The organism is Polaribacter sp. OB-PA-B3, from assembly GCF_054589375.1.
The window spans coordinates 399,670-419,683 of sequence record NZ_BAAIIX010000002.1 but is presented as its reverse complement, the minus strand read 5'-3'; the positions used below and the strand labels follow the sequence as shown (position 1 = coordinate 419,683).

20 protein-coding genes and 1 tRNA gene are annotated in these 20,014 nt (G+C 27.6%); 6 read left to right on the top strand and 15 right to left on the bottom strand.

The window, feature by feature from the left end:
* Positions 1–9 precede the first annotated feature (9 nt).
* Positions 10–948 carry a hydrogen peroxide-inducible genes activator gene (locus tag ACYPV9_RS05650; RefSeq protein WP_299060065.1) on the bottom strand — a complete coding sequence of 313 codons (939 nt, stop codon included), beginning with the start codon at positions 946–948 and terminating at the stop codon, positions 10–12.
* A 103-nt stretch (positions 949–1,051) separates the two neighbouring features.
* Between ACYPV9_RS05650 and ACYPV9_RS05645 the strand changes: the two genes are divergently transcribed.
* Entirely contained in the window at positions 1,052–1,525 is a 474-nt protein-coding gene (locus ACYPV9_RS05645) for a Dps family protein (protein ID WP_299060069.1), read from the top strand.
* A gap of 48 nt (positions 1,526–1,573) precedes the next feature.
* Here the strand turns inward: ACYPV9_RS05645 and ACYPV9_RS05640 are convergent, their stop codons facing one another.
* The 3 genes from ACYPV9_RS05640 to ACYPV9_RS05630 form a co-directional block, all read right to left on the bottom strand.
* Positions 1,574–2,209: an acyloxyacyl hydrolase gene (locus ACYPV9_RS05640; RefSeq protein ID WP_459742214.1), complete on the bottom strand. Its 636-nt coding sequence runs from the start codon at positions 2,207–2,209 to the stop codon at positions 1,574–1,576.
* Positions 2,210–2,218: 9 nt separating this feature from the next.
* On the bottom strand, positions 2,219–3,106 hold the full coding sequence (locus ACYPV9_RS05635; RefSeq protein WP_459742212.1) for a 3-hydroxybutyryl-CoA dehydrogenase: 888 nt from the start codon (positions 3,104–3,106) through the stop codon (positions 2,219–2,221).
* A gap of 137 nt (positions 3,107–3,243) precedes the next feature.
* Positions 3,244–4,203 (bottom strand): Gfo/Idh/MocA family protein, encoded by a 960-nt coding sequence (locus tag ACYPV9_RS05630; protein WP_299060077.1) that lies wholly within the window; start codon positions 4,201–4,203, stop codon positions 3,244–3,246.
* A 190-nt stretch (positions 4,204–4,393) separates the two neighbouring features.
* Here ACYPV9_RS05630 and ACYPV9_RS05625 point away from each other — a divergent pair, with 190 nt between their 5' ends.
* On the top strand, positions 4,394–5,035 hold the full coding sequence (locus tag ACYPV9_RS05625; protein WP_299060080.1) for a protein-L-isoaspartate(D-aspartate) O-methyltransferase: 642 nt from the start codon (positions 4,394–4,396) through the stop codon (positions 5,033–5,035).
* Between the two features lie 2 nt (positions 5,036–5,037).
* Here ACYPV9_RS05625 and ACYPV9_RS05620 read toward each other — a convergent pair whose 3' ends face one another.
* The 4 genes from ACYPV9_RS05620 to ACYPV9_RS05605 all read right to left on the bottom strand — a co-directional run bounded on the left by ACYPV9_RS05620 (position 5,038) and on the right by ACYPV9_RS05605 (position 8,027).
* Positions 5,038–6,270 carry an ABC transporter ATP-binding protein gene (locus tag ACYPV9_RS05620; RefSeq protein WP_459742211.1) on the bottom strand — a complete coding sequence of 411 codons (1,233 nt, stop codon included), beginning with the start codon at positions 6,268–6,270 and terminating at the stop codon, positions 5,038–5,040.
* A 9-nt stretch (positions 6,271–6,279) separates the two neighbouring features.
* Complete coding sequence (locus tag ACYPV9_RS05615) at positions 6,280–6,702, bottom strand: DUF2147 domain-containing protein (protein WP_459742210.1); 423 nt, start codon at positions 6,700–6,702, stop codon at positions 6,280–6,282.
* A gap of 73 nt (positions 6,703–6,775) precedes the next feature.
* Positions 6,776–7,300: a KdsC family phosphatase gene (locus tag ACYPV9_RS05610; protein ID WP_299060086.1), complete on the bottom strand. Its 525-nt coding sequence runs from the start codon at positions 7,298–7,300 to the stop codon at positions 6,776–6,778.
* Positions 7,301–7,322: 22 nt separating this feature from the next.
* A complete protein-coding gene (locus ACYPV9_RS05605; protein ID WP_299060088.1) occupies positions 7,323–8,027 on the bottom strand; it encodes a Rossmann-like and DUF2520 domain-containing protein in 705 nt (234 codons plus the stop codon).
* Positions 8,028–8,101: 74 nt separating this feature from the next.
* On the opposite strand from ACYPV9_RS05605, the gene ACYPV9_RS05600 reads away from it, so the two are divergent.
* From ACYPV9_RS05600 to ACYPV9_RS05585, 4 genes are all read left to right on the top strand, one after another.
* Positions 8,102–9,259 carry a trans-sulfuration enzyme family protein gene (locus ACYPV9_RS05600; RefSeq protein WP_459742207.1) on the top strand — a complete coding sequence of 386 codons (1,158 nt, stop codon included), beginning with the start codon at positions 8,102–8,104 and terminating at the stop codon, positions 9,257–9,259.
* Between the two features lie 23 nt (positions 9,260–9,282).
* Positions 9,283–9,999: a bacillithiol biosynthesis deacetylase BshB1 gene (bshB1, locus tag ACYPV9_RS05595; RefSeq protein ID WP_459742205.1), complete on the top strand. Its 717-nt coding sequence runs from the start codon at positions 9,283–9,285 to the stop codon at positions 9,997–9,999.
* A gap of 54 nt (positions 10,000–10,053) precedes the next feature.
* Positions 10,054–10,129 (top strand) — tRNA-His (locus tag ACYPV9_RS05590).
* Between the two features lie 125 nt (positions 10,130–10,254).
* Positions 10,255–10,581 (top strand): hypothetical protein, encoded by a 327-nt coding sequence (locus ACYPV9_RS05585; RefSeq protein ID WP_459742204.1) that lies wholly within the window; start codon positions 10,255–10,257, stop codon positions 10,579–10,581.
* On the opposite strand, the gene ACYPV9_RS05580 is transcribed toward ACYPV9_RS05585, so the two are convergent.
* The 7 genes from ACYPV9_RS05580 to uvrA all read right to left on the bottom strand — a co-directional run bounded on the left by ACYPV9_RS05580 (position 10,570) and on the right by uvrA (position 19,906).
* Positions 10,570–11,022 (bottom strand): helix-turn-helix domain-containing protein, encoded by a 453-nt coding sequence (locus ACYPV9_RS05580; protein WP_299060102.1) that lies wholly within the window; start codon positions 11,020–11,022, stop codon positions 10,570–10,572. The two genes, ACYPV9_RS05585 and ACYPV9_RS05580, sit on opposite strands and share 12 nt — an antisense overlap.
* 36 nt (positions 11,023–11,058) lie before the next feature.
* Positions 11,059–11,814 (bottom strand): LytR/AlgR family response regulator transcription factor, encoded by a 756-nt coding sequence (locus ACYPV9_RS05575; protein WP_299060105.1) that lies wholly within the window; start codon positions 11,812–11,814, stop codon positions 11,059–11,061.
* Between the two features lies 1 nt (position 11,815).
* Positions 11,816–12,658 (bottom strand): metallophosphoesterase, encoded by an 843-nt coding sequence (locus tag ACYPV9_RS05570; RefSeq protein ID WP_299060108.1) that lies wholly within the window; start codon positions 12,656–12,658, stop codon positions 11,816–11,818.
* A gap of 6 nt (positions 12,659–12,664) precedes the next feature.
* Complete coding sequence (locus ACYPV9_RS05565) at positions 12,665–14,701, bottom strand: sensor histidine kinase (protein ID WP_459742200.1); 2,037 nt, start codon at positions 14,699–14,701, stop codon at positions 12,665–12,667.
* Between the two features lie 87 nt (positions 14,702–14,788).
* Positions 14,789–15,880, bottom strand: a complete 1,092-nt coding sequence (locus ACYPV9_RS05560; RefSeq protein WP_459742199.1) for a hypothetical protein — start codon at positions 15,878–15,880, stop codon at positions 14,789–14,791.
* Positions 15,881–16,012: 132 nt separating this feature from the next.
* Positions 16,013–17,113, bottom strand: a complete 1,101-nt coding sequence (locus ACYPV9_RS05555) for a MauE/DoxX family redox-associated membrane protein (RefSeq protein ID WP_459742197.1) — start codon at positions 17,111–17,113, stop codon at positions 16,013–16,015.
* Positions 17,114–19,906, bottom strand: a complete 2,793-nt coding sequence (gene uvrA / locus ACYPV9_RS05550) for an excinuclease ABC subunit UvrA (protein WP_459742195.1) — start codon at positions 19,904–19,906, stop codon at positions 17,114–17,116.
* Positions 19,907–20,014: the final 108 nt, after the last annotated feature.

Sequence of the window (20,014 nt, the reverse complement as noted above, 5' to 3'; positions counted from 1 at the left end):
CATATTAGTTTAGTTTTTTAATGGACTAATTATTTTTACATCAGAAAAAGAAATTGCGCCTCTAACTACACCATCAATTGTTTTCTTTAAAGCTTCTATTAATTGCATTTTTAATTGCGATTTATGGTATATTAAACTAACTTCTCTAGCTGGTGGCGGATTTGTGAATTCTCTTAAATGATTTTTATCTGTTGCATTTAAATCTAATGTATGTAAATAAGGTAATAATGTCATACCTAAACCTTCTTTAGAAAGCTTAATCAATGTATCAAAACTTCCACTTTCTAATTGAAAACCTTTTTTATTGTCTAACTTATGTGTTCTACATAAGTTAATTACACTGTCTTTAAAGCAATGACCGTCTTCTAATAATAAAATATCTTCCATTTCTAACTCATCTGCAGTAATTCGTTTAGAATCAAATAATCTATGATTTCTTGGTACCAAACCTACAAATGGTTCATAGTATAAAGGTCTTTCTTTAATTGCCTCATTTTCTAAAGGTGTTGCAGCAATTGCAGCATCAATATGTCCGTCTGTTAATTTTCTTACAATATCTTCTGTAGTCAATTCTTCGATAATTAATTTTACCTTCGGATATTTTTTAGTAAAGTTTTGCAAAAACATAGGTAATAAAGTCGGCATAATGGTTGGTATAATTCCTATTTTAAATTCGCCACCGATATAGCCTTTTTGTTGATGTACAATATCTAGTATTCGATTACTTTCATCAACAATAACTTTAGCTTGTTCTACAATTTTTCTACCAACTTCTGTAAGTTCTATTGGTTTTTTAGATCTATTAAAAACTTTTACACCTAATTCATCTTCTAGCTTTTGTATTTGCATACTTAAAGTAGGTTGTGTTACAAAGCTATGTTCTGCTGCTACCGTAAAATTTTGGTATTCAGAAACAGACAAAACATATTTTAATTGAGTAATTGTCATTTTATATAAGAAATTTTGATAAAGATATTAAAACTATCAATAATTATTATCTATTAACAAGTTTAATTTAGGTTAAATTTGATTTAAATTTAAAGAAAGTACAATGAGCAAGTCAATATTAGGATTAGATAAAAAAGATAGTGCAAATTTAGTTGATAACCTAAATGGTTTATTAGCAAATTTTCAAATATATTACCAAAATTTAAGAGGACTACACTGGAATATTAAAGGGAAAAACTTCTTTGAATTGCATGTTAAGTTCGAAGAGTTTTATACAGACTCGCAAGTGAAGATAGACGACATTGCAGAAAGAATTTTAACGTTACAAGGTAAGCCATTACACACGTTTACAGATTATTTAGAAATTTCTTCTGTTGCAGTGGGTAAAGATATTTCGAATGATGTAGAAGGGGTAGAGCTAGTAGTTAATTCTTTATCTGAGTTACTTAAAATTGAAAGAGAAATTTTAGATTTATCTGACAAAGCAGATGATGAAGGTACAAACTCTATGATGAGTGATTTTATTGCAGAACAAGAAAAAACAATTTGGATGTTAAATTCTTGGTTGGGTAAATAATCAATTATAATATTAAATAAAAAAGGGAGCAATTTGCTCCCTTTTTTATTATTTTAATAAGTAAGAAAATCCAATCTCGTAACCAGCAAAAGTGTAACCGCTATTTGGTTGTTTTGTATCTAAATTAGAAACATGACCAATATTTCCACCAACATATATATAAGCTTTATTAAATGCTTTGTAAGACAATCCTAAAGAAGCATTTTCTATAAACGTAAAGCCTTTAGCTAATCGTTCTGACCTCTTATTAATAGAAGCCAAACCCAGACCAAGAGTCATTTGAGCATTTAATTTATCAAATATTTTTTGTTCAATTAACAAACTAAACTCTAAACCATATAAAGCTATCGATTTTAATGCTGTAAATTCAGCTCTTTTGGCTTCATAATTATCTTCATCTGGTGTTACAAATTGTTCATTTATAAGTTGATGTTTTATGTTTTGTAACTGTGGTTGAACAATTAAATCAAAATCGAAAGATTTCCACTTACCTAAATCATAAAAAACCTGAAATTTATAAATATCAGCAGTGTAAGCATAGTCTTTATCATTAAATAAAAAACTGTCTTCGTCTACATTGTTATACAAAAAACCTATTTTTTTGAAATTTAAAATTCCTTTTTTAGGTTGTTGTGCAGTACAAATTAATGTAGAAAAAATAAAAACTAAGAATACATGCTTCATTATAGATTCTTAGCTAAACATTTTAGCAACTTTTTCTGCTTTTCTGTTTTCTGAATAATCATAAAAACCTTCACCAGATTTTACACCTAGTTTACCTGCCATTACCATGTTTACTAGAAGCGGACAAGGTGCATATTTTGGGTTTTTAAATCCGTCGTACAAAACATTTAGAATAGACAAACACACATCTAAACCAATAAAATCTGCTAATTGTAATGGTCCCATAGGATGCGCCATTCCTAATTTCATTACGGTATCAATTTCTGTAACACCAGCAACACCGTTGTAAAGAGTTTCTATAGACTCATTAATCATTGGCATTAAAATTCTGTTAGCTACAAAACCAGGATAATCGTTAACCTCTACTGGCGTTTTTTTAATTTCTTTAGACAAATTCACAATCGTTTCCATAACAGCATCAGAAGTATTGTAACCTCTAATAATTTCTACCAATTTCATAATCGGTACCGGATTCATAAAGTGCATACCAATAACCTTTTCTGGTCTATTTGTAACTGCGGCAATTTGTGTAATAGAAATTGAAGATGTATTTGTAGCTAAAATTGTGTTTTCATTACAAACATCATCTAATTGCTTAAAAATTTTAGATTTTAATGCCACATTTTCTGTAGCAGCTTCCACAACTAAATCAACATCTTTAACTCCGTTTTCTATAGAAGTAAAAGGGGTAATATTATTAAGAGTAGCCGTTTTATCAGCCTCAGAAATTTTTTCTTTGGCAACCATTCTATCTAAATTTTTAGTAATAGTTGCAATACCTTTATTTAAAGCAGTTTCAGAAATATCTATTAAGTGAACATTATAATTAAATTGTGCAAAAGTATGGGCAATTCCGTTTCCCATTGTACCAGCACCAATTACAGCGATATTTTTCATCAATATTTAATTTAAAATTTATTTTATGGGCGTTTAAACAGGCTTTCGCTACTCGCTTTTTTAAAATTTTTATAAAATAAATTTTAAAAAGAGCTCAAACAAACCGCTCTATCCTTAACGCACTTATTTGTTAAGTTTTAGAAACAATCTATAATCATTTGTGCAACTCTTAAAGCTTCTGCACCTTGTCTTAAAGAAACAACGGGTTTTGTGTTGTTTAGAATAGCATCTGCAAAAGATTCTAATTCATCTAAAATTGCATTGTTGTTTTCTACTTCCGGATTGTCGAAATAAATTTGCTTTTTTACACCTTCTGCATTTTGCAAAATCATTGCAAACTCATCTGGTTTATTTGGCACATCTTTCATTCTAACAATCTCAGATTTTTTTTCTAAAAAATCTACAGAAATATACGCGTCTTTCTGAAAAAAACGAGTTTTACGCATATTTTTCATTGAAATTCTACTTGCAGTTAAATTAGCAACACAACCATTCTCAAATTCAATTCTAGCATTTGCAATGTCTGGTGTTTCAGAAATTACAGATATACCACTAGCGTTTACATTTTTTACTTTAGAATCTATAACAGACAGAATTATATCTATATCGTGAATCATTAAATCTAGTACAACAGGTACATCTGTACCTCTTGGGTTAAACTCTGCTAATCTGTGAGCTTCGATAAACATTGGCGTAACAATTTTATCTTTAACAGCTGTAAAAGCAGGATTAAAACGTTCTACATGCCCAACTTGACCTTTAACATGAAACTGGCTTGCTAAAGTTTTTATAGCTTCGGCTTCTACAACTGTTTTAGTAATTGGTTTCTCTATAAAAATATGTCTACCATTTTCAATAGCAAGTTTAGCACATTCAAAATGCGATAGAGTAGGTGTAACTATATCTACTACATCTACTGCATCTATTAAATCTTCTATAGAATCGAATAATTTATAACCAAATTCTTTAGCAACTTTTTCTGCATTTTCTTTAAAAGGGTCAAAAAAACCAACAAGTTCATATTTATCAGATTGTTGTAGTAAACGTAAATGAATTTTACCAAGATGACCAGCACCTAAAACTCCAGCTTTTAGCATATGTATATTATTTTTTTGAATTATTAGCTGTTGCAATCACATTTAAATTAAAATAATAGTTAATAATATTGTTTTAAATGCTTTAAAATTTCTATTTTTTTTATAGAAAAAATCAACGAAAACAAAGATACAATTTTATAATATTGTATTTAGAATTATTACTATTTTTAGACTTTAGAAATTATTAAATTTGAAAGACACATCCAAACATCAAGGACTTAGAAATCAATTAGCTGCTGTTTTAGAAGCAAAAGGTATTACCGATGCAAATGTTTTAAATGCGGTTAGAAAAATACCAAGACATTTATTTATAGACTCTAGTTTCGAGGCTCATGCTTATCAAGACAAGGCGTTTCCTATTGCTGCAGAACAAACAATTTCTATGCCTTATACGGTTGCTTTTCAATCTGAAACTTTAGAAATTAAACCTGGAGAGAAAGTGCTAGAAATTGGTACAGGTTCTGGTTATCAAACAGCTGTTTTATTAGAATTAAAAGCAGAAGTATATTCTATAGAAAGACAAAAAGAATTGTTTAAAAAAACGTCTTTATTTTTACCTAAAATAGGTTATAAACCAAAAAGATTTATTTTTGGAGATGGTTATAAAGGTTTAAAAGAAAAAGCTCCTTTTGATAAAATTATAGTAACAGCAGGTGCACCTTATGTGCCAAAAGCTTTATTAGCACAAGTAAAAGTAGGAGGTAAACTCTTAATTCCGGTTGGAGATAAAACTCAAATTATGACACTATTTATTAGAAAGTCTGCAAAAGAATTTGAAAAACACGAATTGGGTGATTTTGCATTTGTACCAATGTTAGAAGAAAAAAACTAATATTAGTTTATAATTTTTCCCAAAGAACCATTTTCTGATGGTATAAGTTTAAAATTGTAACTAGTTTGTAAAGTATTTACAACTCTATGAGAAACGTAAATAATTGTAGTTTCACTTTCTTTTACCAATTTATTAATTAAAGTTATAATCGTTGTTGTACCATGGTTATCTAAATTAATTAATGGTTCGTCTAAAATTAATAAAGGTGGATGTTTTATAATAGCTCTGGCAATTAAAATAAGTCTTTGCGATACAACTGATATATTATTAAAGAAGACATTTTTTTTATGTTCGAAACCTAATAATTTTAACCAATCTTCAGCCAATTTTTCTTGTAGAGAACTCGGTTTTTGATATAATCCAATGCTATCAAAAAAACCAGAAATGATCATTTCTTTTAAAGTCGTTTTCGTTTTAAAAAGGTCTAACATTGTAGGACTAAAATAGCCTATTTTCTCTTTAATTTCCCAAACACTTTCACCAGAACCTTTTTTATTTCCAAACAAATATACTTCTTGTCCAAAGGCCTTAACATTATTTCCATAAATCATAGAAAGAATAGTAGTTTTTCCAGATCCATTAGGTCCTATTAATTGCCAAAATTCATTTTTATTGACTGTCCAATTTATATTTTTTAGTACATAATTATTTTCATAATTTACAGATACGTTTTTTAATTTTATTAATTGATTTGGTATATTTTCATACTTAGTGATTGCTTGAGGAATATTACCCTTAAAAACAACCTTGTATTCTTTGAAATTATAATTTTCAATTTCTGTAAATGACGTAATTTTGTCGTTTACAACTTCTAATATATGAGATATTATAGGTAATATTTCTTCCTTTCTATTAAATAATTGAATGATTGGTATTTCTAAAGAAAGGTTAATAAGTTTTTGTTTTATAGATGAAATTGAAGAAATATCTAGACTCTCAAACGGGCAGTCTAAAATTAAAAATGAAGGATTTTTTTCTATTAAATAATTAAGAACTAATTTTTTTTGTTCGCCACTAGAAAAAGACCTAATACTTCTGTTTCCCGGCGTTTTTATAATTTTAGTACTATATCTTACCTCTTGGTTTATAATTTTTTCTAAAATACTATCAGAAAATAAAAGGCCTTTTTTGTTTTGAAGTATTGATAAAGAATGATTTCCATTTAAAATATCATTAATTAGATCATTTTTTACAGAAAGATCTCCTTTTTTAATCGCATAATGGATCTTATCCATGTAGAATAATTATTTAGCTCTTTCCCAATAAGCTGTTTTGCCAAAAAGAGAAACACCTATATAACCTCTTAATTTTAACTTATTAGCACTTACTAATTTAATGTAGCATTTATAAGTTTTACCATTTCTTGGATCTATAATTTGTCCTCCAGACCATTCATCATCATCTTTTTCTAAACCAGATAAAATATCTAAACCTAAAATAGGTTTGTCTTTATACTCACCTTCACAATTAACACAAAGAGCATTTTTTCTAGCAGGATTTAGTATTTCTACAACTTTAGCATAAGCTTTCCCTTCTTTCTCATAAACTTCTAATACCGAATCAACATTACCAGCTTCATTTTTAGAATTCCATTTTCCAAAAATTGTTTGCGAATTAATAGAAAGTACTAATGATAAAAATAAAAATGTAAAAAATGTTTTTTTCATGTTAAAAAAATATTGAATTCATATTAAAAGGATCTAAAAATATAAAATATTTTAGACAATTGATGTTAAAGTTTTATAAACTGGCATCATAATTTTCGTTCCATTTATTTTGAACACGTAAAACTTGTTCTATTACATCTCTAACACAACCTTCACCTCCTTTTTTGTAAGAAATATATTTAGCAACTTGTTGTATTTCTTGTACTGCATCATTTGGGCAAGCTGGCATTCCTACCAATTCCATTACAGGTAAATCAGGCACATCATCTCCCATATACAAAACGTTTTCAGCTTTTAAATCATATTTTTTTACTAGTTCTTTGTATTGCTCTATTTTATTATGAGCACCAAGGTAAATATCTTCGATACCTAAAGCTGCTAATCTTTTTCGAACACCTTCATTTGTTCCGCCAGAAATAATACAAACCCTAAATCCTTTATTTAAAGCATTTTTCATAGCATAACCGTCTTTTACATTCATATGTCTTACCAATTCACCATCGGGCATAATGGTTAGCATTCCGTTGGTTAAAACGCCATCAACATCAAAAATAAAAGTATTAATTTGGGGTAATAATTGTTTATAACTAAGTTCCATAATTTTATTGTAATCTCTTTTTTTATTCAGTTTTATTCGATTTCTGAATAGATTGTGTTAGTATTTTATAGATTGTTTGTTGTTCTTGAGAAAGCAAACTTAAATGATTATTTATTGTTTCTGAATCGTTTCTTACTGCCGGACCTGTTTGGGCACTTACAGGTTTTAACTGTTTAATTTTAGATGCAGTTTCATCTATTAAAGGCTGTAAGATTTCAAAAGGAACATTATTACTTTTGCAAATATCTGCACCAATTTTATACATATGATTTGTAAAGTTATTTACAAAAACTGCTGCAACGTGTAATGTTTTTCTTTGTTCTGTGGTAATATTATAAATGTTAACACCAATACTTTTTGCAAGTTTTTTTAGTAGGATGTAATCTTTTTCATTTTCGGCTTCTAAACAAAACGGAACTTTAGAAAAATCTATTTCTTTTTCTTTAGAAAAAGTTTGTAACATATAAAAGACACCTTTTCGTGTTTTATTCTGTAATTCATCCATAGAAAAACTACCAGAAGTATGTACAACAAAACTATTCTTAATTTTAGCAGAAACTTCTTTAATTGCATTGTCTGATACTGCAATTATTGTTATATCAGCATCAGGAATAATAGTTAAATTTCTAGAACTAATTTTTGTAACACGAATAGTTTTAGCTTTTAAAAAAGCTTTTTCTAAATGATGCGCTACGTTTCCGTTTCCGATAATTACTGTTGATATCATTATAGCGAAGATATTATAAATTTATATAATTTTAGAATTGCTTTTACTAAATTAGCTGATGAAAATTTACCGAAATGAAAGAAAACAATAAATTAGGAATAAATACCATCTGTGTGCATACAGGAGAAGTGAAAGACGAACAATTTAAAGGTGCAGTTTCAGCAATGTATATGTCTACTTCTTATGCTTTCGACGGTGTAGATATTAAACGATATCCTAGATATTTTAATACACCAAATCAAGAAATGCTGTGTAAAAAAATTGCAGCTTTAGAAAAAACGGAAGATGGTTTAATATTTGGTTCTGGTATGGCAGCAATTTCTGCAGCTATGTTTGCATTTTTAAAAACTGGAGATCATGTAATTATTCAACAAGTTATTTATGGCGGAACCTATAATTTTATTGTTTCTGAATTTGATAAATATGGAATTGAATATTCTTTTACAGAATCTGATAATGTAAAAGATTTTGAGTCTCTAATTAAAGAAAATACAAAGGTTATTTATATAGAAACACCTTCAAATCCATTATTAGGTATCACAGATTTAGACGCTATTGCTAAGTTGGCAAAGTCAAAAGATATTTTAACAATGATAGATAATACTTTTGCTTCGCCTATTAATCAAAATCCTGTAGATTTTGGAATAGATATTATGTTGCATTCCGCAACAAAATACATGGGTGGTCACTCAGATATTTCTGCAGGCGCCATTGCAGCTAGTAAAGAGCATATTGCACATATCTGGAATACAGCAATCAATTTTGGTGGTAACCTAAGCGACCAAACTGTTTGGTTATTAGAAAGAAGTTTAAAAACGTTGAATCTTCGTGTAAAAGAACAAACTAAAAATGCCGAAGAAATGGCCTTGTATTTAGAAGGTAGTTCAGATATCGATCGTGTATATTATCCAGGTTTAAAAAGTCATCCGCAGTACGAATTAGCAAAAAAACAAATGAAAGGTTTTGGAGCAATGTTGTCTTTTGAGTTAGCAAACGGCATTAATGCAATGGATTTTCAAAATAATTTACAATTAATCAAACCTTCTATGAGTTTGGCTGGTTTAGAAAGCACAACAGTTAGTCCTGTGCAAACTACACATGCTTTGTTAAGTGAAGAAGAGCGTTTAGAAAGAGGAATCAAAGATGGTTTAATTCGTTTTTCTGTTGGTATTGAAGAACCAAAAGATTTAATTGAAGATATTGAACAAGCAATACAAAAAGCTAAGAAATAAGCGATTTTTATAAAATTTAAAGAATGAAATTAGATATATTAGCTTTTGGAGCACATCCAGATGATGTAGAATTAGGCTGTGGTGCAACAATAGCAAAAGAAGTTTCTCTTGGTAAAAAAGTTGGAATTGTAGATTTAACACAAGGTGAACTTGGTACACGTGGTTCTGCAGAATTACGAATGATAGAAGCAGATAAAGCTGCAAATATAATGGGGGTTTCTGTTAGAGAAAATTTAAAGTTTTCTGACGGTTTTTTTACAAATGATAAGAAACATCAGTTAGAAATTATAAAAATGATTCGTAAATATAAGCCAGATGTTGTTTTATGCAATGCTATTGATGATAGGCACATAGATCATGGTAAAGGAAGTAAATTGGTTTCTGATGCTTGTTTTTTAAGCGGATTGATGAAAATTGAAACTATGGTTGATGGAAAAAATCAAGAAAAATGGCGACCAAACCAAGTATATCATTATATACAATGGAAAAACATAGAACCTAATTTTGTTGTAGATGTATCTGGTTTTATAGATAAAAAGGAAGCCGCAGTTTTAGCTTATGGTTCACAATTCTTTGATCCTAATAGTGATGAGCCAGAAACACCAATTACTAGCAAAAATTTTATAGATAGTATAAATTATCGAGCAAGAGATTTAGGTAGATTAATTGGAGTCGATTATGCAGAAGGTTTTACCTCAGAACGTTACGTTGCAGTAAAAAATTTAGATAAATTAATTTAATTTTTTTTTGTTTTAAATTAAAAAATATACTTATATTTGCACCCGCAATTATATGGTGGTTGTAGCTCAGTTGGTTAGAGTATCGGTTTGTGGTACCGAGTGTCGCGGGTTCGAGTCCCGTCTTCCACCCAAAAATAAAAAGCTTCTTAGAAATAAGAAGCTTTTTTTGTGCTTCAAAAAATATATAAAAGTTTAAATATTAGGTTTTTATTTGTTGAATTTGTAAATTTAGTTGCCCAAACTAAAACTGAAATTATGACTTTACAACAAAAAATGGTTAAAAAAATTAATGATTTTGGAGGATTAGATCTAATTGTTAATTTTTTAGAGAAGTTTAAATTATCTGTTAAAGATGAAGATCGAATTTATTTTAACAATATTATAGATTATTTTTCTTTATTATTTGAACAAGAAGTGCCAGTAGAGCAACATGCAGTAACTTATAAAGAAGCCACGATAAAATCTATTGAAGTTTTAAGTTTTTATAATGATAAAAAACAATCAAAGGTACTTAGTTTCTTAATTAAATTAATAAAGTTTAAATTAGAAGCGGTATCAAATATTAAAGGATTAGCTTCCTAAGTTTTTAGTATCTTTTTTTAATTCTGATACCAATTTAGAATTGTCTTGATCAATTCTTCTCAAGATATTCTTTGCGTTAGTTTTAGAAATTAATTCTTCAATATTTGATAACCTTTGATTTAATTCTAAATTAATTTGATCAAAGTGCTTCTTAACCATGTTTGAAATAAGAGTATCTATGGAGGTAGATACATTATCTTGGGGGACATAGTTATTTTTATATTTACCTTTACCTGTTAGCAACCAAATAGGATCTACATTAGTAATGTTATCTATAATAGCGAAAAGAATAGTTTCGTTTGGTTTTTTACTATAATTTAGTACCGCACTTACTAACTGTTGAGAGACACCTATTAATTCTGCAAATTTTTTTTGATTTAAATTTACATCCTTATAAATCTCAATAATTCTATTTGCTCTCTCTTTATCTTTTATTTTCATTACTAAACATTGATATGTAAATGTAGTAAAAAAATACTACAAATTAAGATTTTTTAAAAGATTTATTACTTCATTCTTTTTTCTAACGGAAACAGGTATGTTAGAATTATCGGTTAAAACTAAATAACCTCCATCGGATTTTATAAATTCTTTTATATATTTTGTATTTATTAAATGACTTTGATGCACTCTTAAAAAACCTATATCTTTTAATAAGTCTGCATAAAATTTTAATGTTTTAGATACCAAAATTTTTTGATTATCAATTAAATAGAAGGTGGTATAATTATTATCAGATTTACAGCGGATTATATTTTTAATATTTACTACAATAATTTTATCTGATGTGTGAAGAGAAATTTGCTCTAAAGTATTATTGGGTTTGTTTATAGCCTGTTTTAATACTTGTAATTGCTCTTTTTTAGGTTGAAGCTGGTGAGATGCTTTTTTTATAGAATTGGCTAAATCTTCGTTAGAATAAGGTTTAAGTATATAATCTATTGCAGCAAATTTAAAAGCTTTAATAGCATAAGCATCACTAGCTGTTACAAATATTATTTTTGATGTTAAATCAGGAAAAATCTCTAAAATATCAAAACCTGTTCCGTCTCCTAACATAATATCTAAAAAGAGAATATCGGGTGTTTTTTTTTGTAGAACCTTAGCTGCTTCTACAACAGACTTTGCGGTACCAATAATTTCAATTTCTTTATGATTTTTAGATATATCTGTTTGTAACATTTCTAAAGCTAAAGAATTATCTTCTACTAAAATGGCAGTAAGTGTATTCATTTTAAGATTTAGATAATTTAAAAACTGTAATTTCTGGTCTAACATTAAATCGAACTTGGTATAAATTACCCAATGCTCTATTAATATATAATGTTCTTCCGTCGTATAAATCTATTTCACCGGCATTGTATCTTTTATTTTCTACAGGTAAAATTGGCGGATTTAGAAAAGGAGGTTTCACTTGTCCGCCATGAGTATGACCCGAAAGTATCCATCCTTTATAGTTGTTCCAAACATCTAAATCACAAACATCAGGATTGTGGCAAAGCATAATATTTGCTTTACTTGCATTGTATTTAGAAGTAATTTTTTTTGGGTCAAAATTTAATCCCCAATAATCATCAATTCCCATAATATTCAAGCCATTAAATTCTTTTTGATCATTAATCAAAATAGAAATACCTGCTTCTTCTAAAATATTAGTAATTGCATCAGCAACATGTTGTTCAACCCAATCACCACCATAATCATGGTTTCCTAAAACACCTGCAGTTCCTAATTTACCTTTAACTGTAGATTTCATAACAGTTTGCAATTGCGCTAATTGTTCTTTATCTTCATAAGAAACAAAATCACCAGTATAAACCACAAAATCTGGTTCTAATAATTTTGCTTTTTCAAAAGACTCGATAACATAGTTATAATTGAATTTATTCCCAACATGAATATCGCTAATTTGCATTAACGTTTTACCTTCTAGGTGATCTGGTAAATTCTTAATAGGCATATTAACATATACAAATTCTAACCAAAAAGGTTCTATTTGCCAAGTATATAAACCGCCAATAAAACTAGCTCCAGCAGCACCTAAAAGCGATTTTTTTATAAATTTTCTTCTTTCCATTTTAATTTAATAATCTGTTTTTAAAGGAATTTTAAATGAAATTTTTGTTCCGATACAATTTGCATCTTTCTTAAGTTCTTCTGCAGTAAAAACATTGTATTTGGATAAATTTTCTATTCGTTCTTTCGTTACTTTAAAAGCTACAGAAGTATGCGTGTTTTCTGAATTATTATTTATGGAATTATAAATTCCGATTCCGTTATCTACAATTGTAGAATGTAAAAAAGCTTGTTTTACATCAAAAGTAACAAGAATATTTCCTTTTGTATTGATTTTAGATATACCGTGTTTAATTGCATTTTCTACAAAAGGTTGTATTAACATTGGCGGAATTAAAATTTCTTCTGAATCAATTCCGTTTAAATTTTCTACAATAGAAAAATCAAAACTCTTAGAACTTATTTGTTGTTCTAATTTTAAATAACTTTTTAAGGTTGTAATTTCCTCTTGTAAACTAATCTCTTCTAATCTAGAGTTGTTTAAGACACTTCTTAAAAGTACAGAAAAACTTGAAATTGTTTCGTTTAACTCTTGTTTTTTTTCAGAATTTCCTAAGGCTTTAATACCGTTTAAAACATTAAAAATAAAATGAGGATTCATTTGTAACTGCAACGCTTTTTGTTCTAAAGTTTGTAAATGATTCTTTAATTTTAAGTCTTTAATTTTCTTTTGATTTCGTTTATTTAGCTTTTTTAAGTGTATTTCTAAAAATAAGATTATCATTAAAAGAAGCGCAATTGTACATACAATATAAAACCATACTTCTAAATAAAATGGTTTTTTTATGATGAAACTAAAACTTTTAGAACTTGAATTTTTACCATTTTTAAATCTTGCTTCTGCAATAAATGTATAATTTCCGGTTTTTAAATTGGCAAAATTTATTTGATTTACTTCTTGCCAGGGTGAAAAATCATTACCCAATTTAAAACGGTATTCTATATTTTTATCAGTTGAAAATATGTTACTATTTAAAGTTATAGAAATACTATTACTCTTAGCATTTAAATGTAGTCTTTTATTGTAATTGTTTAAATTGATTGTGTCTAAAAGCTTGTAATTCACTAAAACTTTTTCAATATATAAATTCGGTATTAAAAGTTTTTCTCTATTTTTTTGAATGTAAAAGCTGTTATCCGTTGCTAAAAATACATTTCCTTTTATATCTTCAAAAACAGCATTTATGGTATTAGAATTAATTTTACTATTGTATTTATTTATTCTTTTTTCAAAAATAAAAGTTTCTGCATTTAATACATTTATACCTGTTTGTTTAGAAAATAAATACAATTGATCTGAAACAACTTCAAAATTAATATCTTCATCAGAAGTATACTTTTCTATTAATTGTTTGTTAGGATTTAACTGAAAAATAGTTTGCTTATTTTTTAAAACAAATAATTTATTTTGATACATTTTAAAATTATTAAAATTACCTTTTGAAATTAAAGAAATTGTCTCAGGATTAAACAAATCAGATAAAAGCCAGAGTCCACTATTGGCAGCAACAATAAAGTTATTATTGTGAAAAATGATATCATTAATAATCGAAAAATCTAAATTGTAAGTAGTTTTTAAAGGTTGTAGATAATTCTTATTAAAATGATAAATACCGTGGTTAGAAGCGACGTAATAAGCGTTTTTGTGCTTAAAAATTTTGTTTACACCTTTTGCTTCAAAAGTAAAAACATTATTGTTTGTAATTAAAGTTAGTTCTTTAGTATTACCAATAAAAATGGAATCGTTATTAATAAATAGGCTGGTGCTTAAATTGGAATCAATTGCTCTATTTTTAAAACTTTTAGAAAAATATTTTCCATTATAATTTAATAAACCTTTGTTTGTTCTTAACCAAATTGTTTGGTTGTTGTCTTGAGTAATTTCTATAATTGATGAATTTTCAAAATCTTTAAAAGCAGTAATTTCTTCTATAATTGAATCTTGAGAAAAAACATTAAAACTTAAACATAAGATTAGAAAAAATATTACCTCTTTAAGGTATAATTTTTTAAAACTAAATAAATTTACAATGTTTTTTTTCATTTAAACAAACTTACTAATTTAAACGCCATTACACCATTTTAAATTTTGGGTAATGACGTTTTTTACAACAACTTTCTCTAATTCACTTTATTTCAAAGCATACAAACGCTTGTTGCTAGTATCTGGCTTTACGTGTTCTAATTCACCATAAGGTTTAATTAAAGGTTTTAAAACACATAACCCAGTTGTTCTACCTCTAATTACTAGTTTACTTGCTTTTACAGACCAGTTCCATCTATATTTATCGATAGAAACATTATACCTTTCTATATCATACATTAAATCTTCTTGGGTTTCAATCCAATCTTTTAATTCATCTACAGATTTAAATTTTGGCATTTCATTATCAGTATTATAATAATCAAATTCCCATTTAATTGGTATAGAAAACTGTGTTGTATAAGGCTCTCCAACATATCTTTCTTCTTCATTATTTAGTGCATCATACCAATCAATATCTTTTTCCTCTGGATATTTTTTTGCAATTTCTTTAGAAAGATCCATTTTACCTGGAGAATATGAAGTAGGATAAAAAACATAATATGGTTGTGCTAAGTAATGATTAGAAAATCGGCCACCAAAAATTGTATGATATGGTGATGCTACTACTTTTGGATTGTTTTTAGCGTAAAATGCATCCTTAAGTGTTTTTAAAAGCTCTTTGTTTTCTACAAGACCAGATGCATGAAAAATTATTTTAGAATTTACATTTACTACATTTTGTAATTTAGGCAAAGTACCTTGAGTAATTGTTTTTCTTAAAGTTTCTGATGTAATTTTGTCTCCTCGAACCACTGTTTCTAAATTCATACCTTTAAAAGGATTGCTTTTATTTACAATATGAATTTCGCCATAAGGTTGATTGTTTCCGTTTTCGTTAAGCCATAAAATAATTTCTTCTAAAGAATATTTACCATCAATTACTTTTAAACCTTCTTCTGTAAAATATTTTCTAGCATCTTTATAAAAGGTTTCATTTCCTTTGTCAAAACCAGCAATAAAAACGATTGGTTTTTTGTACGTGATGTTTGTGTTTTCTTCTGTAATTTCTTTAGATGTTTCAACAATAGCTAAATTTTCTGGGGCTTTTTTTTCTAATGTTGAATCGCAACTAATAAAAATGCTAGATGCTATTAATAAAGACGATACAGCAAGTGTTTTTCTTAAAATGTTTCTCATGATTTCTACTTTTTTAGTGTTATTACACGGTAAAAGTAGTTTAGAAGAAAGCTTAAATTTTGCCTGTTTTAGAATTCGTGAGATAACAATTAGAATTCGTATATTAAATTGTAATTTATTTATAAAAACCTGTTAATGATTGTAAATTTCTAGAGTTGTTAAACCTTCTTGATTAGGGTTTTTGGCATAAGATTTTAAATAAGAATTCATATAATTGATAATTCTTTCTTCTGGATAAAACAATACTTTATTATCATATTGTGCCCATTCATTCATATTTAAATAGGCTTTTCCATTTTTGTAACGATAAAAATCTTGAATGTGTTCCGGTAAATTATCTTCTAATTCTTCACTTAGAATAATATTATAATAATTTAAATCTGCAGTAAAAAAATGAAATGATAATAAATTATCATAAAAACCAGTTAGGTTATTTGCTAATGGCAACAACATTGTAAAAACTAAAATAACAGCTTTTTGCTTGTTAAAAAACTTGATAAAGAAATCTGAAAAATTTATGGTATTTAAAGACCAAAAGATGATAAAAACAGATAGCATATTTTGGATATTCCAAGGAACAACGTTATAACCATAACCTAAGTAAAATAACAAAAAGGTTATGGTTGCATGCATTAATAAAATAAATAATACAGCAAACTTTCTAGTTTTGTTAAATAACAATAAAACGCCCATAGATGCTTCTAACCAAGGTACAGCATAGGTAAAATATTCTAATAAAATATGTGGTAAAAAGCTAAAGTGTTTTTCTAAGGCACTTAACCATTGTATGTAAAACTCTCCATTTACTTTTTGAATTCCGCTCCAGAAATAAGTTGCAAAAAAAACTAAAATAACAGCATAAAGAACTTTTTTATAATTTGTTTTTTTTGGGAAAACCTCAATTGCTAAAATTGTTAGAAAACTCTGATAAAAGTAGGGTTGCAGTCTATTTTGATCAACTAAAGAAAGATAAATATATAATGCAAGTATTAGTAAACCTTGCCACCTTTTATTTTGAAAAATATATACAATTTGTAATAAAAAAAAACTTCCAGCTAAAATATAATCTAAAGGATTTGTAGGAATAGGAAACCAATCAAATAAAGGAATTACAGGAAAAACTTTTGTTGTAATCCATAATTTAGGAGCATATATCATTAAAACTAAAACTCCTAAAACAGCTAGAATTCTAACGTAATTTACCTTTTGTTCGTTTGTTATATTAGATATCATCTATGTATTTAATTTTTCTGCTAAATATTTAGAAGTATACGATTGTTTATTTTTAACCAATTCTTCTGGCGTACCTTCAAAAATAAGTTGACCACCATTTTTACCACCTTCTAAGCCTAAATCTATAATATAATCTGCACACTTTATCAATTCTATATTATGCTCAATTACAACAATAGAATGTCCGCGTTCTATTAATGCATTAAAAGATGCTAATAGTTTTTTAATATCATGAAAATGCAAACCAGTTGTAGGTTCATCAAAAATAAATAACGCTTTATCTTTTGTGTTTCCTTTTACTAAAAAAGATGCTAATTTTATACGTTGTGCTTCACCGCCAGAAAGGGTAGAAGAAGATTGTCCTAGTTTAACATAACCCAATCCAACATCTTGTAAGGGCTTTAATTTATTGGCTATTTTTGGTACTAAATTTTCCGTAAAAAATGCAACTGCATCATCAATAGTTAGATTTAAAATATCATCAATAGATTTGTCATCAAACTTAACCTCTAAAACTTCTTTTTTAAATCTTTTTCCGTTACAAGTTTCACATTCTAAATGCACATCTGCCATAAATTGCATTTCTATAGTAACTTCACCTTCGCCTTTACAAACTTCACATCTACCGCCCTCTACATTAAAAGAAAAGTGTTTTGGTTTATAATTTCTGATGTTAGATAATTTTTGATTTGAAAATAAAGCTCTAATATCATCATAAGCTTTGATATATGTAACAGGATTTGATCTAGAAGATCTACCAATTGGGTTTTGATCGATAAATTCTACATGCTTTAATGTATCAAAATTACCAATAACATCTGTATGTTGCCCAACTTTATCACCGTAACCAACTAGTTTTTTTTGCATAGTTGGATATAAAATTTTCTTAACTAAAGTACTTTTACCAGAGCCAGAAACTCCTGTAATTACAGACAAACAGTTTAAAGGAAATGTTACATCTATATTTTTTAAATTGTTTTCTCTAGCGCCAAGAATTTGTATTTTATTGTTTGATTTTCTTCTTTTATTAGGAACTTCGATTGATAAATCTTCATTTAAATATTTTGCAGTTAAAGAATCAGATTTTAAGATTTCTTTAAAATTTCCTTCAGCAACTACATTTCCACCATAAGTTCCTGCTTCCGGACCAATATCTATAATATAATCTGCTTCTTTCATGATATCTTCATCATGTTCTACAACAATTACTGTATTGCCTAAATCTCTTAAATCTTTTAAAACGCCAATTAATCTTTCTGTATCTTTAGGATGTAAGCCAATGCTTGGTTCATCTAAAATATACATAGACCCAACCAACGAGCTACCTAAAGATGTTGCTAAATTAATTCGCTGACTTTCTCCACCAGAAAGTGTATTAGAAGTTCTATTAATTGTTAAGTAATTTAAACCAACATTGGTTAAAAATTGCAATCTATTATTAATTTCTGTTAGTAGTCTTTTACCTATTTTTTCTTCATATTTATTCAGTTTAATTTCTTTGAAAAAAGATGCCAATTCATCTAAAGGCAAAGCAACTAAATCTGATATGTTTTTAGAATTAATTTTAACATAATTAGTTTCTTCTCTTAAACGCTTACCATTACAAGTTGTACATTTTGTTTTACCACGATAACGAGAAAGCATCACACGATTCTGAATTTTATAACTTTTTTCTTCTAAAACAGAAAAGAAATGATGTATACCGTGAAAAGAACTGTTTCCATTCCAAACCAACTCTTTTTGCTTTTCTGAAAGTTCAAACCAAGGTTTGTGAATTGGAATATCAAATTTGTAAGCAACTTCTATTAAAGCTTCTTTATAATGAACATAAGCAGGTGTTTTAAAAGGGAAAATAGCGTCTTCAAAAATTGATAAACCAGTATTTGGAATGACTAAATCTTCATCTATACCAATAACATTACCATAACCTTCACAGGTTGGACATGCTCCATATGGATTATTAAAACTAAACAAATGCGTGTTTGGTTCTAAAAAAGTAATACCGTCTAATTCAAATTTATTGCTAAATTCTGTAACATTATTATCGTCTAGGTTTTCAACAAAACATACACCTTTTCCTTCAAAAAAAGCAGTTTGTATTGCGTCTGCCAGCCGGTTGTAAAAATCTTCATCATCTTTTTTTACAATTCTGTCTACAACTAAAAGTAAAGGTTCATTTTTAAATTCTTCTTGCGGAAAATTAGCAATTTTATAAATTTTATCATTCCATTTAAGCCTTGCATAACCTTGTTGTTCTAACACCTGTAAAACGGTTTTTAAATCTCTATTTTCATCAATAGTTACAGGAGAAAGCAAAAGTAATTTTGTATTGTTGTTAAAATTTTTAATAAAATTTACAACATCAGAAACAGTATCTTTTTTAACTTCATTACCAGAAATAGGAGAGTAGGTTTTTCCAATTCTAGCAAACAATAATTTTATATAATCATATATTTCTGTACTTGTACCAACAGTAGATCTTGGATTTGTAGAGTTAACTTTTTGTTCTATTGCAATTGCAGGTGCTATACCTTTAATGTAATCTACTTTAGGTTTGTGTAATTTACCTAAAAATTGTCTTGCGTAAGAACTTAAACTCTCAACATAACGTCTTTGGCCTTCTGCATATAATGTATCGAAAGCTAAAGAAGATTTACCAGAACCAGAAAGCCCAGTTATAACAACTAATTTATTTCTAGGAATTACAACATCAATATTTTTTAAGTTATGCAATTTTGCACCTTTTATAATGATGTTTTCCTTAGGGTTAACGGCTAAAATATCTTTCTTCATGTATCAAAAATATAAGCTATAAAATTACCAAAAAATTACCTCAATTAGAAGCTAGGTAAATCTTTTTTGTCAAAAGTTTGTACTTTTAATAAAAAATATTCATATTTG

Excerpts from the sequence above, each read along its gene's own strand:
- ACYPV9_RS05650 (WP_299060065.1), bottom strand. The coding sequence starts at position 948 with ATGACAATTACTCAATTAAAATATGTTTTGTCTGTTTCTGAATACCAA.
- ACYPV9_RS05645 (WP_299060069.1), top strand. The coding sequence starts at position 1,052 with ATGAGCAAGTCAATATTAGGATTAGATAAAAAAGATAGTGCAAATTTA.
- ACYPV9_RS05640 (WP_459742214.1), bottom strand. The coding sequence starts at position 2,209 with ATGAAGCATGTATTCTTAGTTTTTATTTTTTCTACATTAATTTGTACT.
- ACYPV9_RS05635 (WP_459742212.1), bottom strand. The coding sequence starts at position 3,106 with ATGAAAAATATCGCTGTAATTGGTGCTGGTACAATGGGAAACGGAATT.
- ACYPV9_RS05630 (WP_299060077.1), bottom strand. The coding sequence starts at position 4,203 with ATGCTAAAAGCTGGAGTTTTAGGTGCTGGTCATCTTGGTAAAATTCAT.
- ACYPV9_RS05620 (WP_459742211.1), bottom strand. The coding sequence starts at position 6,270 with ATGGATAAGATCCATTATGCGATTAAAAAAGGAGATCTTTCTGTAAAA.
- ACYPV9_RS05615 (WP_459742210.1), bottom strand. The coding sequence starts at position 6,702 with ATGAAAAAAACATTTTTTACATTTTTATTTTTATCATTAGTACTTTCT.
- ACYPV9_RS05610 (WP_299060086.1), bottom strand. The coding sequence starts at position 7,300 with ATGGAACTTAGTTATAAACAATTATTACCCCAAATTAATACTTTTATT.
- ACYPV9_RS05605 (WP_299060088.1), bottom strand. The coding sequence starts at position 8,027 with ATGATATCAACAGTAATTATCGGAAACGGAAACGTAGCGCATCATTTA.
- ACYPV9_RS05600 (WP_459742207.1), top strand. The coding sequence starts at position 8,102 with ATGAAAGAAAACAATAAATTAGGAATAAATACCATCTGTGTGCATACA.
- bshB1 (WP_459742205.1), top strand. The coding sequence starts at position 9,283 with ATGAAATTAGATATATTAGCTTTTGGAGCACATCCAGATGATGTAGAA.
- ACYPV9_RS05585 (WP_459742204.1), top strand. The coding sequence starts at position 10,255 with ATGACTTTACAACAAAAAATGGTTAAAAAAATTAATGATTTTGGAGGA.
- ACYPV9_RS05580 (WP_299060102.1), bottom strand. The coding sequence starts at position 11,022 with ATGAAAATAAAAGATAAAGAGAGAGCAAATAGAATTATTGAGATTTAT.
- ACYPV9_RS05575 (WP_299060105.1), bottom strand. The coding sequence starts at position 11,814 with ATGAATACACTTACTGCCATTTTAGTAGAAGATAATTCTTTAGCTTTA.
- ACYPV9_RS05570 (WP_299060108.1), bottom strand. The coding sequence starts at position 12,658 with ATGGAAAGAAGAAAATTTATAAAAAAATCGCTTTTAGGTGCTGCTGGA.
- ACYPV9_RS05565 (WP_459742200.1), bottom strand. The coding sequence starts at position 14,701 with ATGAAAAAAAACATTGTAAATTTATTTAGTTTTAAAAAATTATACCTT.
- ACYPV9_RS05560 (WP_459742199.1), bottom strand. The coding sequence starts at position 15,880 with ATGAGAAACATTTTAAGAAAAACACTTGCTGTATCGTCTTTATTAATA.
- ACYPV9_RS05555 (WP_459742197.1), bottom strand. The coding sequence starts at position 17,113 with ATGATATCTAATATAACAAACGAACAAAAGGTAAATTACGTTAGAATT.
- uvrA (WP_459742195.1), bottom strand. The coding sequence starts at position 19,906 with ATGAAGAAAGATATTTTAGCCGTTAACCCTAAGGAAAACATCATTATA.